Origin of the sequence: Flavobacterium branchiicola (assembly GCF_018383905.1) — a bacterium.
GTDB classification, from domain to species: domain Bacteria; phylum Bacteroidota; class Bacteroidia; order Flavobacteriales; family Flavobacteriaceae; genus Flavobacterium; species Flavobacterium branchiicola.
In genome coordinates this window covers 351,089-365,379 of sequence record NZ_JAGYWA010000001.1, presented here as the reverse complement: position 1 = coordinate 365,379, position 14,291 = coordinate 351,089, and the positions used below count along the sequence as shown (strand labels likewise).

The 14,291-nt window shown below is 33.0% G+C and carries 17 protein-coding genes; 13 read left to right on the top strand and 4 right to left on the bottom strand.

Annotated elements, in window-relative coordinates:
- The first annotated feature begins 9 nt into the window (after positions 1-9).
- The 5 genes from KHA98_RS01660 (at position 10) to KHA98_RS01640 (ending at position 2,657) form a co-directional block, all read left to right on the top strand.
- A complete protein-coding gene (locus KHA98_RS01660) occupies positions 10-360 on the top strand; it encodes a cytochrome C oxidase subunit IV family protein (protein ID WP_053471657.1) in 351 nt (116 codons plus the stop codon).
- A 77-nt stretch (positions 361-437) separates the two neighbouring features.
- A complete protein-coding gene (locus tag KHA98_RS01655) occupies positions 438-1,079 on the top strand; it encodes a hypothetical protein (RefSeq protein ID WP_213254694.1) in 642 nt (213 codons plus the stop codon).
- Between the two features lie 12 nt (positions 1,080-1,091).
- Entirely contained in the window at positions 1,092-1,781 is a 690-nt protein-coding gene (locus KHA98_RS01650; RefSeq protein WP_213254693.1) for an SCO family protein, read from the top strand.
- Positions 1,782-1,783: 2 nt separating this feature from the next.
- Positions 1,784-2,365 (top strand): DUF420 domain-containing protein, encoded by a 582-nt coding sequence (locus KHA98_RS01645; RefSeq protein WP_213254691.1) that lies wholly within the window; start codon positions 1,784-1,786, stop codon positions 2,363-2,365.
- Positions 2,358-2,657: a hypothetical protein gene (locus tag KHA98_RS01640; RefSeq protein ID WP_213254689.1), complete on the top strand. Its 300-nt coding sequence runs from the start codon at positions 2,358-2,360 to the stop codon at positions 2,655-2,657. Before KHA98_RS01645 ends, KHA98_RS01640 begins: the two co-directional genes overlap by 8 nt.
- A gap of 31 nt (positions 2,658-2,688) precedes the next feature.
- Here the strand turns inward: KHA98_RS01640 and KHA98_RS01635 are convergent, their stop codons facing one another.
- Entirely contained in the window at positions 2,689-4,095 is a 1,407-nt protein-coding gene (locus KHA98_RS01635; RefSeq protein WP_213254687.1) for a DUF4403 family protein, read from the bottom strand.
- A gap of 176 nt (positions 4,096-4,271) precedes the next feature.
- Between KHA98_RS01635 and KHA98_RS01630 the strand changes: the two genes are divergently transcribed.
- The 8 genes from KHA98_RS01630 to tsaB all read left to right on the top strand — a co-directional run bounded on the left by KHA98_RS01630 (position 4,272) and on the right by tsaB (position 12,359).
- Positions 4,272-4,973 (top strand): ABC transporter ATP-binding protein, encoded by a 702-nt coding sequence (locus KHA98_RS01630; RefSeq protein WP_213254685.1) that lies wholly within the window; start codon positions 4,272-4,274, stop codon positions 4,971-4,973.
- The gene (locus KHA98_RS01625; RefSeq protein ID WP_213254683.1) at positions 4,966-6,210 is read left to right on the top strand and encodes an ABC transporter permease; all 1,245 of its coding nucleotides are present in this window, start codon (positions 4,966-4,968) and stop codon (positions 6,208-6,210) included. Before KHA98_RS01630 ends, KHA98_RS01625 begins: the two co-directional genes overlap by 8 nt.
- Before the next feature lie 3 nt (positions 6,211-6,213).
- Positions 6,214-7,479, top strand: coding sequence for an ABC transporter permease (locus tag KHA98_RS01620; RefSeq protein WP_213254681.1), 1,266 nt, complete (start codon positions 6,214-6,216; stop codon positions 7,477-7,479).
- 41 nt (positions 7,480-7,520) lie between these two features.
- Entirely contained in the window at positions 7,521-8,642 is a 1,122-nt protein-coding gene (locus tag KHA98_RS01615) for an efflux RND transporter periplasmic adaptor subunit (RefSeq protein ID WP_213254679.1), read from the top strand.
- Between the two features lie 80 nt (positions 8,643-8,722).
- On the top strand, positions 8,723-10,105 hold the full coding sequence (locus tag KHA98_RS01610) for a TolC family protein (protein ID WP_213254678.1): 1,383 nt from the start codon (positions 8,723-8,725) through the stop codon (positions 10,103-10,105).
- A 6-nt stretch (positions 10,106-10,111) separates the two neighbouring features.
- Positions 10,112-11,404 carry an efflux RND transporter periplasmic adaptor subunit gene (locus KHA98_RS01605; RefSeq protein WP_213254677.1) on the top strand — a complete coding sequence of 431 codons (1,293 nt, stop codon included), beginning with the start codon at positions 10,112-10,114 and terminating at the stop codon, positions 11,402-11,404.
- Positions 11,405-11,412: 8 nt separating this feature from the next.
- Positions 11,413-11,667, top strand: a complete 255-nt coding sequence (locus KHA98_RS01600; RefSeq protein WP_213254676.1) for a hypothetical protein — start codon at positions 11,413-11,415, stop codon at positions 11,665-11,667.
- 20 nt (positions 11,668-11,687) lie between these two features.
- The gene (gene tsaB, locus KHA98_RS01595) at positions 11,688-12,359 is read left to right on the top strand and encodes a tRNA (adenosine(37)-N6)-threonylcarbamoyltransferase complex dimerization subunit type 1 TsaB (RefSeq protein WP_213254675.1); all 672 of its coding nucleotides are present in this window, start codon (positions 11,688-11,690) and stop codon (positions 12,357-12,359) included.
- Between the two features lie 8 nt (positions 12,360-12,367).
- Here tsaB and KHA98_RS01590 read toward each other — a convergent pair whose 3' ends face one another.
- From KHA98_RS01590 to KHA98_RS01580, 3 genes are all read right to left on the bottom strand, one after another.
- A complete protein-coding gene (locus KHA98_RS01590; protein ID WP_213254674.1) occupies positions 12,368-13,177 on the bottom strand; it encodes a mechanosensitive ion channel family protein in 810 nt (269 codons plus the stop codon).
- 93 nt (positions 13,178-13,270) lie between these two features.
- The gene (locus KHA98_RS01585; protein ID WP_213254673.1) at positions 13,271-13,678 is read right to left on the bottom strand and encodes a YtxH domain-containing protein; all 408 of its coding nucleotides are present in this window, start codon (positions 13,676-13,678) and stop codon (positions 13,271-13,273) included.
- 219 nt (positions 13,679-13,897) lie between these two features.
- The gene (locus KHA98_RS01580; protein ID WP_213254672.1) at positions 13,898-14,170 is read right to left on the bottom strand and encodes a hypothetical protein; all 273 of its coding nucleotides are present in this window, start codon (positions 14,168-14,170) and stop codon (positions 13,898-13,900) included.
- Positions 14,171-14,291: the final 121 nt, after the last annotated feature.

The following is a 14,291-nucleotide window of genomic DNA, read 5'->3' as shown; positions in this document are numbered from 1 at the left end:
TTAATTATTATGTCACACGAGCACGTATCAAATACAAAAAGAATCTGGTTTGTTTTTGCATTATTGTCTGTAGTAACTACAGTAGAGGTTATTCTTGGTATCTACAAGCCGGGAGTATTAGAGTTTAATCATTTTGTAGGTTTGAATTTATTGAACTGGATTTTCTATATCCTTACAATTTTCAAAGCTTATTATATAGTATGGGCATTCATGCACATGGAAGGTGAAAAAAGCAGCCTTAGATGGTCTGTAGTTTCACCAGTTATTTTCCTGGTATTATATTTATTGTTTATTCTTTTGACAGAAGGACATTATATTTATGGGGTTTTTAAAGATTCTACTATTAAATGGAATTTTTAACATGATATTAATTCGAAAAGAAGCTCCGATTACCGGAGCTTTTTTTATTTTTGTACCTCAAAACTTCGATTAATACAATGAAAAAAAATATAGTTCTTTTTGTGCTTTTTGTTTTGCCAATTGTTGCTTATTTGTTTTTTGCTTCAGGTGTAAATAGCTTTACAAAACTTCCGACAATAACACCTAAAATTGCCGACTTTGGTAATTGGAAATCTTTAGATGGTAAAAAAGTCTCTCTTGATAAAAAAATTACAGTTTTAGGTTTTTCCGGTTCTGATATTTTAGAACACAGAGGAAACTACTTCAATTTAAATGAAAAAATTTACAAACGCTACAATGGTTTTGAAGATCTTCAGTTTGTAGTGATTTGCCCTTTAGGAACAGAAGCAGAAGCTCAGAAATTGGTTGATGCGCTAAAGCCTTTTACAGATGTTGCGGGTTGGAATTTTGTTTTTGCTCCACCAGCTGAAATTCAGGCATTTTATGATCAGCTTCATCTAAAAGGAAAATTAGATCAAAAATTAGGCACCTCAAATGTTTTTATAGTGGACAAAGAAAGAAATTTAAGAGGTAGAAAAGAAAAAGATGAATACAAGGAAGGTTATGATACTTTTCATCCGTCTGAATTAAGTAACGAAATGCTGGATGATTTTAAAATCATTTTATACGAATATCGTGCTGCTCTTAAAAAGAATCATAACGCTACAAAAGAACTCTAAATCTTTACTGAAATGTTTAAAAATAAATCGTACATCGGAATTTCTTTTATCGTTTTAATATTTGGTATTTATGCGGTGCCAAAAATTGTCGACAGAATAAAAAATGGTGAAGTTGTAAAAGGAAATCGTCTTGACAATGTTGGTCTGAAAAACTCAAAAGAAGATGCTAAACTATTAACAATTGGTCCGGCTCCAAAATTTGAATTAATCAATCAGGATAATGCTAAAATATCAAATGAAAGCTATAAAGGGAAGGTATATGTTTTAGAATTTTTCTTTACTACTTGCCCTTCAATTTGTCCAAAGATGAATTTGAGTATGTTGGAAATTGAGAAAACTTTTTTTGGGAATCCTAATTTCGGAATTGTTTCTATTACAATCGATCCTGCACACGACACAGCAAAGGTTTTAAAAGATCATGCTAAATTGCTGGGTGTAAAATCGTCAAACTGGAATTTCCTTACTGGTGATAAAGCTACCATTATGGATTTATCAAATAAAGGATTTAATCTTTATGCAGGGGAAAATGAAAAAGTAAATGGTGGATTTGAACATTCGGGATTATTTGCTTTAATAGATAAGGACGGAAATATTCGTTGTAGAAAAGACGAATTTGGTAATCCGATTTTATACTATGATGGATTAGATAAAAAAGGAGTTAGAGACATTCAGGAAGACATTAAAATATTATTACAAGAATAAAAATGGAAGATAATACATTAGAAAAAAAGTTTAGCAAGTTTATTATTGCCGTATCAATTGTAATTCCGTTAGTAGTTGCTGTATTATTTAGTGTCAAATTAAAAGATTTTGGTTTCGATGTTGAACCACTTTCCTTTTTGCCTCCAATTTATGCTACAACAAATGGTTTGACTGCGATCGTATTAGTTTGGGCAGTAATTGCTATTAAAAATGGAAAACGAACACTACATGAACGTTTAATGACTTTTGCAATCACATTGTCTGTTGCGTTTTTAGTAATGTATGTGGCGTATCACATGACAGCGGATTCTACCAAATTTGGAGATTTAAATCATGACGGAATTCTTGATCTTACTGAAACTGCAAAGATTGGTGGTTTGCGTTATGCGTATTTCTTTATCTTAATAACACATATTTTATTGTCAATTGTAATTATTCCTTTGGTGTTAATTACTTACGTAAGAGCATTGGCGAAACGTTTTGACAGACATAAAAAAATAGCTAAAATAACTTTTCCGCTTTGGTTGTATGTTGCGGTTACAGGTGTTGTAGTTTACTTAATGATTTCTCCTTATTATGCTTAAAATGGAAAATAGAATAAAGAATACAGAAAATAGAAAAGCAAATAGAAGTAGACTCATGAATTTTTTCTCAACCAAATACTTCTATGCTCTTTGCTCTATTTTCTTTTCTCTGAGTGTAAATGCTCAATGCGCGATGTGTCGTGCGGCATTGTCAGGCGATTCAAATGTAAAAAAAGCTGAAGCAGTAAATGATGGAATTGTTTACCTGATGGTAATCCCGTATTTGCTCGTTGCAATAATTGGTTTTCTGATTTACAGAATGTACAAGTCAAAAAAGAAAAAAGCAGTATAATTTTTATACTGCTTTTTTTTTTTGCTTTATTTTATTTCAATCCGTCTACAGAAACATTTACAGTTCCGTTTATCTTTATGAAAGCAATAATAGCCTGATTGGTTAGCTGAATTTTATCAAACTGTATATCTTCCATTTTTCCATTTACAAAAACGCCGGGCATTGGAGAGTAGTTTTTAAGATACGCTGCCATACTTTTTTTACCTTCTTCCAGATTTGGTTGTATAGAATAGCGACAGCTTTCTTCCATCTTTCTTAAAATATAACCTTGACCTAGCCAGCTTGCCGTTCTCATTAATTTGCTTTTAGTGTCTAAAACATAATCAAGTTTGTCAAAATAAATTTCTTTTGACTTCGGATCATATTGCGGGAATCCATTTAAGTAAAGCGCTCCGTTTATAGATCCTAAAACATCCAGTGCAATGACCATTTTACCGTCTTTATGCCAAATGGAAACATTTTTTACGGTTATTTTTTTACTTCCCGATCCAAATTCCTGACCGGCAAAGTTTTTGGTCATGATTTTAGAAGCATCAACATAACTTGATATCGCGGCAATATTTGCTGAAATCTGATTTGGGATTTTTGCAACTGGTTTTAAAACAATTTTACTTGCATTAAATTTAGATTCAGGTTGCTTGCCAATAATAGTTTCCATATTGCATTTCATTCCCATATCCAGCAAAAATAAGTCGTTTTTTAGTTTTGCATTGGTCGAATAAATTTCAACAGGAACAATTCTTAGCCAACTTTCGTAAGTATCACTCATTTGAAAAGGAGTGCAAATTTTTTCAAGTGCAGATAAAACATTGGGTTTAAAATCCATCGATTTCTCAATAGCTTCATCTATTTTCTTTTCAATTTTAGATTTAAAAATAGAAATGGCGGGATTTACTAAATATGTTATCGGCATACTTTTTCCAAAAACCATCATTGTTGGGCTTTCGCTCCAGTCTAATGATTTGAATTCTGTTTTAGTATCAAGTTTCCAGTTGGTCAAAGCAACTTCACTAGATAAAGTGATAACACCATTCAAATTAAATTCGCGTGTATCGTAAAGTTCGATCCCTAACTTTTTTGTACCAATTCGATATTTAATAGTTGCTTTAAGAGGTAGAATGGTTTTTATTTTTTTATCTGGATTTGCCGGATCATTTTGAATTTTGATAGGAGCCTGTTTCCAGATTTTCATTTCAATATCATCATCTTCAATATTGTTGTCTTCATAAATTAATCCGTTCAAAAGAGAATTGGTTTGATTTTCAATATCGCTCAATTTAACCGTAATAGGTAAGTTGATAAAAGAAGGATTTGCATCATAAACCAACGGACTTGCGTCATCTGGTTCGGGTTTTAGTGTTTCTAATTTTTGAGTTGTTGAGCAGCTAACAAGCGCCGCAAATACCGTAAACAAAGAGATGGTCGAAAAAAACTTCATTAGTATTATTTTTTTAGGTAATGCAAAATTAAAAAAACTATCAATTTAACATGAGAAACTGTAACAATTGATTATAAGTGCCGTCTTATTTAGATACTGAAACGTAATTATTAACGTTTTGTTATCATAAATTACTTATAAAAAATATTATTATTGTTTAAAAATTTAACAATACCATGATTGAAATCAAAGATTTGCACAAATCCTATAAAATGGGCAGTTCACAATTGCATGTGTTAAAAGGAATAAATTTTAATATTGAAGAAGGGGAATTGGTTGCTATTATGGGATCTTCGGGATCCGGGAAATCTACACTTCTAAATATTTTGGGAATCTTGGATGAGGCAGATTCTGGTAGTTATATTTTGGATAAAACGCCTATAAAAAAGCTTAACGAAACTCTTGCCTCAAAATATAGAAATAAATTTTTAGGGTTTGTTTTTCAGTCTTTTAATTTAATCAATTATAAAAGTGCACTCGATAATGTGGCAATGCCATTGTATTATCAAGGGATAAAAAGAAAAGAACGTTACGAAATTGCAATGAAGTATTTGGAGAAAGTAGGTTTGGGTTCTCATTATCAGCATTTGCCAAATGAACTTTCAGGAGGTCAAAAACAACGTGTTGCAATTGCGAGAGCATTAGCTTCAAATCCAAAAGTTTTACTTGCGGATGAGCCTACCGGAGCTTTGGATACTAAAACTTCTTATGAAGTAATGGAACTTATTCAGGGAATTAATGACGAAGGAAAGACAATTTTAATTGTTACACACGAACCGGATATTGCAGCAATGTGCAAAAGAAATGTGGTCCTGAAAGACGGATTAATTATAGACGATAAAATGGTAGAACAAGTTAGAGCTTCATCTTATGTTTAATATAGAGCGTTGGCAGGAAATATTCGAGGCTATCTCTAAAAACCGGTTAAGAACCTTCTTGACAGGAATCTCTGTAGCATCTGGAATTTTTATTCTTGTGATTTTGCTTGGTGCCGGTAAAGGGCTACAAAACGGAATTGAAAGATCTTTTGAGCGTGATGCGGCGGGTCTTATCGAGGTTTGGTCCGGAACGACAACAAAGGAGTATAAAGGATTAAACCCGGGGAGACAAATTCAGTTTAGAAATAGTGATTATTCACAAGCTGTTCAAAAATTTGATGACAAATTAAATTTAAGATCGGCATCTTATAATTTCTGGGGCGCATCATTTACTTATGGAAAAGAATCCGGAAGTTATCAGTTTAAAGGAGTCGATCCGGATTATGGTGAAGTAGAAAACATCAAGATTGTTCAGGGAAGATTCCTAAATAGTAATGACTTGGCAAACAATGAGAAGGTTGCTGTTATTGGAATGAAAATAAAAACAGATTTATTTAAAGATAAGGATCCGTTAGGTAAAGAGATTTTAATTAATAATATCAATTTTAAAGTAGTTGGTGTTTTTACAGACCCAGGAGGAGAAAGAGAAGAAGCAAGAGCTTATTTGCCAAAAACAACAACACAGAGAGCTTACGGTGGAGGAGATAAAATAAGCAACCTCTTTTTTACCGTAAAAAAGACAAAAGATTATGATGAAGCGTTGGCAGTTTCTGAAAAATTTACGGCTGACCTAAAAGCTTTATTAAGAAGTAAAAATGTTGTAGCTCCTGATGATGACGGCGGAATAAATGCCTATAATTCAGTTAAAGACGCAAAACAATTTTATGATTTAAATCTGTATATCAGGCTTTTCTTTTGGTGGGTTGGTATATGTACCATAATTGCAGGGGTTGTTGGTGTAAGTAATATTATGTTGATTATAGTAAAAGAAAGAACAAAAGAAATTGGAATTAGAAAAGCATTAGGTGCATCACCATTTTCAATTATTTCGATGATTTTGCACGAGTCCATTTTTATTACCACTATTGCTGGTTTTGTTGGTCTCCTTGCTAGTTTGTTATTATTAGAAACAGTGGGGCCAATGGTTCAGAGTGAATATTTTGTAAATCCTACAGTTGATTTTAGTGTGGCTTTAACTACGCTTGTTCTTCTTGTCTTTGCAGGTGCTTTGGCGGGATTTTTTCCAGCTTACAGAGCCGCAAAAATTAAACCTATTGTAGCACTTAGAGACGAATAAATTATGTTTAGTAAAGATAATTGGGATGAGATTTTACAGGCTTTAACAGCCAACGTTTTTAGAACGGTACTAACTGCATTTGGGGTATTCTGGGGTATTTTTATTTTGGTTATTTTACTTGCAGCAGGAAAGGGTCTGGAAAATGGCATAAAAAAAGGATTTGACGGAATTGCCACTAACACAATGTTTATGTGGAGTCAGACCACATCGAAAGCCTATAAAGGATTACCAAAAACCCGTCGCTATGATTTTAGAAACAGCGATGTTGCAGCTTTAAAAGCAGCACTTCCGGACTTATTATATGTTTCGCCAAGAAATCAGCTTGGAGATTTTAACGGAAGTAATAATGTTGTAAGAGGTACAAAAACTTCGGCATTTACTATTTATGGAGATTATCCTGAATTGATTAAACAGGAGCCCATGGATATCACTAATGGGCGATTTATTAACCAACAGGATATTACAGAGAAAAGGAAAGTTTGTGTGATTGGAAGAGGTGTAATCAGTGAACTTTACGGAAAAGAAGAAGAAGCTGTTGGAACTTATATTAAAATAAACAGTATCAATTTTATGGTTGTTGGGGTTTATAAATCTAAACAACAAGGAGGAAATGCAGAGCAGAACCAAAAAAATATTTTTATTCCGTTTACTACTTTTCAACAAGCATTTAATTATGGTGATAAAGTAAGCTGGATGGCGCTCACCGCAAAGGATGAAACGTCAATTACCGATTTAAAACCTAAAATTCTGGAATTAATAAAAGCATTGCACTCTGTAAATCCGGCTGATGAAAGAGCGGTAGGAAATTTTGATTTGTATGAGCAATTTAATAAAGTGCAGAGTTTGTTTAATATATTAAACTTTATTGCTTTTTTTGTAGGAACATTAGTTTTAATTTCGGGTGTAATCGGAATCTCCAATATTATGCTTATTGTAGTTAAAGAGCGTACAAAAGAAATCGGAATTAGAAGAGCTTTGGGGGCAACTCCGGCAGCTATACGTGGACAAATTTTGGCTGAATCTATATTTTTAACTATTATTTCAGGCATGTTTGGAATTGCAGTTGCAACCGGGATTATCGCAATACTGAATATGGTTTTAGATTCTATGCCTCCGGATAGCAATACGATGTTTGCAAACCCAAGTGTAGATTTAGGAGTTGTATTTGTTGCCTTATTGATATTGGTGGGAGCTGGTTTACTTGCCGGATTCATACCTGCTCAGACTGCGATAAATGTAAAGCCAATAGATGCATTAAGAACAGAATAAATTATCAATCAAAATAAAATCGAATTAAACTAAAAAACAAAATGAAAAAAGGAATAACCGTAACCATTTTAATCTTTATAGCTATAGTTTTCTTTGGCGCACTTTATTATTTATATGCAAAAAATCAAGAGTCGCCGATTATCTATAAAACAGAAAAAGCGGAGATTAAAACGATAGTTAAAAACACCATTGCAACCGGTAACATTCAGCCTGATGAAGAGGTCCTAATCAAACCAAATATCTCAGGTATTATTGAAGAAGTGTATATCAAAGCAGGGGAGAAAATTAAAGCTGGCGACATGATTGCAAAAATTAGAGTTGTGGCCAACGTATCGAATGTAAGTAGTACTCAAAATCAGGTACAAACTGCTAAGATTGCTTTAGACAATCAGGAGAAAATTTATCAAAGACAAAAAACATTATTTGATAAAGATGTAATTTCTGCGAATGATTTTGATGCTGCTCAATTGGCTTACAAACAAGCAAAACAAAATTACCTGGCAGCAAAACAAAGTCTGGATATTGTAAAAACCGGAACCACTACCTCATTAGGAAATTATGCAAACACATTAATCCGTTCAACGGTAAACGGAATGGTATTGGCAGTTCCTGTAAAAGTGGGTAATCAGGTTATTGAAAGCAATAATTTTAACGAAGGAACTACAATTGCAAGTGTTGCTGATGTTGGAAGAATGATTTTTATTGGAAAAATTGACGAATCTGAAGTAGGTAAAATCAAAGAAAAAATGCCTATTGAAATTACAATTGGAGCAATTGAAAATAAAAAATTTGATGCAGCTTTAACAGATATTGCACCAAAAGGAGTTACGGAAAACGGAGCGATTCAGTTTGAAATTAAAGCTTCTTTACAAAACAGAGATGAAACCTTTATCAGAGCAGGATTAAGCGCAAATGCTTCGATCATATTAGAAAAAGCAGATAAGGTTATGGCAATTAAAGAATCACTGGTACAATTTGACAAAAAAACTCAAAAACCTTATGTAGAAGTAGAAACAAGTCCACAGAAATTTCAAAGAAGAGATCTTGTTCTGGGGGTTAGTGACGGAATCTATGTTCAGGTTAAAAGCGGTCTTAAGGATTCAGATAAAATTAAAATCTGGAATCAGGGTTTGATCACAGAAGGACAAGGGGATAAAAAATAGATTGATCAAATAGAGAGTTTTTAGGGGTTTTAAAATGTTAAATTCGCATAGTGTTTTTGCTGTGCTTTCATTCAAAATATATGAAAATAAATAAATATAATAGTCTTGTTCTTGCCATGCTTTTTGGTTTTACATTATCAGGCCAGGCACAAACAAAACAATGGACATTGGAAGAATGTGTAAGATATGCACTGGATAATAATATCACAATTAAATTATCAGAACTAGATGTAAAAAATGCTGATATTGATAAAAGAGGAGCATTAGGAAATTATCTTCCATCAGCAAGCGGAAATGCTTCACACTCCTGGAATATTGGTTTGAACCAGGATGTTACCACGGGTCTTTTACGTAACCAGACTACTCAGTATTCATCTGTTGGTCTTAATGCAGGAGTTGATATTTACAAAGGTCTTCAAAATCAAAATACATACCGCAGAGCGAAATTAGCCATTATTGCATCTCAATATCAATTATTGAAAATGCAGGAAGATATTTCATTGAATGTTGCAAATGCTTTTCTTCAAATCTTGGGTTACAAAGAAGATTTAAAGATAAAAACAGAGCAATTAACCATTGACGAAAAACGTTTAAAGCGTTCTGAAGAAATGGTAAATGCAGGTACAATTCCGCGTGGAGATTTGTTTGATCTAAAAGCTACAATAGCGACAGATAAACAGAATATTACCGTTTCAGAAAATAATTTACTGATCTCAAAATTGAGTTTAGCACAACTTTTACAGTTAAAAGAATTTGCAGATTTTGATGTAATCGACGATACTAATGCAAAAGATGAAAACAACATCATGGCGCAAAGTCCAACCGATATTTATAATAAAGCAAAAGAGACAAGAACTGAATTAAAACTGGCACAAACTAATCTTGAAATTGCTGAAAAAAATGTAAAAATAGCTAAAGGAGCTTATCAACCGACACTTTCTGGTTTTTATGCTTTTAATACAAGAGCAAGTTATAGCGATCAAATTAAATTTGATGCAGCCAATCAACCTTATACAGTAGGGCCAGATCCAATATTTCAACAGTTTAGTGATAATAAAGGACATAATTTTGGTTTTCAGTTGAATGTTCCAATTTTCAACGGATTTTCAGTTAGAAACAATGTAGAGCGTAATAAGGTAAGTTTAGAGAAATCTAAAATAGATTTAGAACAAAAAAGTTTAGATTTGCAGCGTAATGTATATACTGCTTTTACAAACGCAAAAGGAGCTTTAAATACTTACGAATCATCAACAGTAACATTAGAAGCGAGACAACAAGCGTATAATTATGCTAAAGAAAAGTATGACGTAGGATTGATGAATTCCTTTGATTTTACACAGGCTCAAACCTTGTTAACAAATGCACAGTCTGATGTAATCAGAACAAAATACGATTACATGTTCAAAATAAAAATACTTGAATTCTACTTTGGAATTCCAATTGTTCCAATTATTACAAAATAATTTATTATGTCAAAAAAAACAGTTTATTTCTTACTCGGAGGAGCGGTGGTCTTAATTGCAATTTTAGTTGGTCTTTCGAAAGCTGGGGTTTTAGGAAATAAGGATGAAGGAAAAGAGGTAGAAATTTCAAAAGTAGCAGCATCAACGATTGTAGAAACGGTTTCGGCAACCGGAAAAATTCAACCGGAAATTGAGGTCAAATTATCATCAATGGTTTCGGGAGAGATTATTGCATTAAATGTAAAAGAAGGTCAGGTGGTTAAAAAAGGGGATTTATTAGTAAAAATAAACCCTGATTTATATACTTCAGGACTAGAAAGATCTGTTGCGAATTTAGCGGGAACTAAAGCAGGTTTAACACAATCTGATGCAAGTTTTAAAGAAGCAAAAGCAAACTATGATCGTAATAAAACGTTATACGACAAAGGCGTTATCTCAAAATCAGATTGGGATAAAGCAGTTTCGACTTACGAAGTAGCAAAAGCGACAAAACAAAGCTCTTATTATAATGTACAAAGTGCTACGGCATCTGTTACAGAAGCCAGAGACAATTTGGGACGTACTTTAATTTATGCTCCCGCAGACGGAACAATTTCTGTTTTGAATGTAGAATTGGGAGAACGTGTTTTAGGAACGCAGCAAATGGCGGGAACAGAACTTTTGAGAGTGGCAAACCTTAATAATATGGAGGTTGAAGTTGATGTAAATGAAAATGATATTGTAAAAATAAAAATTGGCGACGAAGCAAATGTTGAAGTCGATGCTTATTTGAAAAAGAAATTTAAAGGTGTTGTAACTAGTATTTCAAATTCTGCAAGTACAACATTAACATCAGATCAGGTTACTAATTTTAAAGTTAAAGTTCGTATTTTAAAAGAATCATATCAGGATTTATTAGAAGGAAAGCCAAGTGCTTATTCGCCTTTTAGACCTGGAATGACCGCTACGGTAGATATTATTACGACGACTAAAACAAATGTTTTGGCAGTGCCAATTAGCTCTGTAGTAGTAAAATCGGATACAACGGCTGTAAAAGATTTTAAAGTTGATGATCCTAATGAAGATAAAAAAGCGGCTCCAAAAAGTGACAAGAAATTCGAATGTGTTTTTGTAAAAGTAGGAGACAAAGCTAAAATCAGAATTATTAAAACCGGAATTCAGGATGATACTAATATCGAAGTAATGTCCGGATTAAAAGCTGGAGATGTTGTAATTACAGGTCCTTATACAACGGTTTCTAAAGAATTGAATTCTGGTGACAAGGTAAAACTTAAGAAAGCAGATACGCCTAAAAAGTAGATTGTAGTATGATAATCGCTTTGCATGGAGTTCCATCACAAATTATATTTAGTGTTTTAGGTGGTTCTATTCGTGTGATTGTATATTTGATATGGGTGCATTATAGTGTCTATAAAACAAAATATTATAATGATGAATTTAAATATTTTGCAGTAGAGAAAAAACTAATGTTATACATAGCTTTTTTATTGGCAAATTTATGTGTGGCATTTATATTATTCTGGTTATTAACCCTTATTTTTGCTGCTTTAATTTTTGTATAATTTTTTAATAACGCACAGCCTTGTCTTTTATTCTCAATATCGAAACAGCGACCAAAAATTGTTCAGTATCAATTGCTAAAAATGGCGAAACCATTCTTTGCAGAGAAATCGCTGAAGAAGGTTATTCACATGCTGAAAAGCTTCATGTTTTTATTGAAGAAGTTATTGTTGAATCCGGAATTTCAGTTCAGGAATTAGCCGCAGTTGCGGTAAGTCAGGGACCAGGTTCTTATACAGGTTTACGAATAGGTGTTTCGGCAGCAAAAGGATTGTGTTTTGCTTTAAATATTCCCTTAATTGCGGTTGATACCTTGCAGACTTTGGCTTCGCAGGCAAATGTTTCTAACGGGAAAATTATCCCAATGCTTGATGCCAGAAGAATGGAAGTTTACAGTGAAGTTTTTAATGCAAACTTAGAAGTTGAAAGAGCTATTCTTGCTGAAGTAATTACAGAAGAATCTTTTAATGAATATACTGAAACAGTTTATTTTGTTGGTGATTGTGCTGATAAATGCAAAACTGTCCTGACAAAAGAAAACTTTGTCTTTTTAGAAGAAATAAAATACCCTTCGGCAAACGCGATGAGTAAAATCAGTTATGATAAATATCAAAAAAGCGACATTGTAGATGTCGCTTATTTTGAACCTTATTATTTAAAAGATTTTATGATGACGCAGCCATCAAAAAAATAGTAATCGATTTATTTTTGTACTGTAAAAGGCTGAATTGAAATTCCGGCCTCATCTAAAGCAGCTTTGCAATTCTCTAAAGTTTCAGAAAAAACAGCGCCGTAATTCGCATTTTTTGCCCATGGGCGAACAGCAAATTCTACAGAACTAGCAGTTAAATTCTTTACAAAAACATCTGGAGCAGGGTTTTTAAGCACTTTTGGATTTTTGTTTAAAACATCCAATAAAATATCTTTCGCCTGTTTGATATTAGAATCATAAGAAACGGCAAACGTTAAATCGGCTCTTCTTTCTCCCTGCATAGAATAATTGATAATCGTTCCGTTTGATAAAGCACCATTGGGAACAAAAACAGTCTGATTATTTGCAGTGAGCATTTTGGTTACAAAAATCTGAATTTCTAATACCGTCGCAATAACACCTTGCGATTCTATGGTATCGCCAACTTTAAAAGGTTTAAAAACAATAATCAGCATTCCTCCTGCAAAGTTAGAAAGCGAACCCTGAAGTGATAAACCAACCGCAAGTCCCATAGCTCCCAAAATGGCAACAAAGGATGAAGTTTCAATTCCTAGTTTGGAGATAAAAGTTACGAATAAAAGAATTCTAAGTGCCCATAATAATATATCGGCAAGGAATTTTGTAAGTGTAGGATCCAGATTTCTCTTTACCATTATCTTTCTGATAATTCTGTTTATTAATCGTATGGCGTATAATCCAACAAATAATATTAGAAGTGCAGAGATTAATTTTGGAGAATAATCTATTAGTACATCAATAAATCTAGTAGCGTAAGTGCTTAATTGTTCCGGGCTCATCATTGTTTTTAAGGATAAAAAAAACCTTCCCAAAATGAGAAGGCATATTATTTTGCAAATATAAAATATTTATTTCTACCAAAAAAGAATGTGGTTTTATTCTTTGTCAGAAATTTCATCAGCAACCTTGTCAGTTTCTGTTGCAACTTTTTCGCTTGCATCAACAACTGTTTCAGATACAATTTTTTTAGTTTCGCCGGCAACTTCGCCAGTTTTCTCTTTTACAGAATCAATTACTTCACCAATTGAATCAGAGGCTTTTTCAACATATTCGCTTACAATATCTTTTGCCTGATGTGCATATTCTGCAGCACTTTCGATAATTGGTTCTGAGGCCTCTTTTGCTTTTGCAATTGTTTCCTCTGCAAAAGTCTCAGCTTTCTCAATATAAGGAGCAGCCGCTTCTTTAGCTTGTTCAAAAGTACTTTCGGCGTTGTTTGCCAATTCAGTTACAGACTCTTTAGTCGAGCCAAATAAATTCTTGATAAATGATGAAAATCCCATAGTTTTATATTGATTGGTTTAGATTACAATATTAAACTTTTTCGGAGAATTATGATGATAATGTTAGAATAATTTATTGAAAATTAGAGTGATAGAGCTTTTGTTGTTTGAAATATATAATAACTCAATTTAAAAGACTCGATAGTACGGATTGTAATCAGATTATAAAAAACCCTGCAAATCACTATTTGCAGGGTTTGGTTTTTTAATGGTTTTGTTTTAGCCTTTTATACTGTTACAAGCTTTGTAAATTTGCTTGTCTGAAAACGGAGCTAAAGTTTCTGCCAGATTTCTGCTAGTTCTTAAGCAGCTTAGCATTTTTTGTCTCAAAAGGAGATCGTCGCCAAATTCTGTATGCATTAGAATCTCGAAGATTTCCTGCAAATACAGTGGCTGTTCTTTGTAATCTCCCTCAAACATTTCGTCTGAAAGGAAATTAATTACGGATGGCACTACATCACGATGTGTTGGTTTTTGATTTTCTTTTTGCATATCGAAAATATTATGTACACGAAACCCACGATCGGTTGTGCAAAAAACACTCCAAGGAATGTGATTAGAGCTATCACTAGCATCTTCAACGTAACGTGGGTTCGCTTATGTTAACTTAATA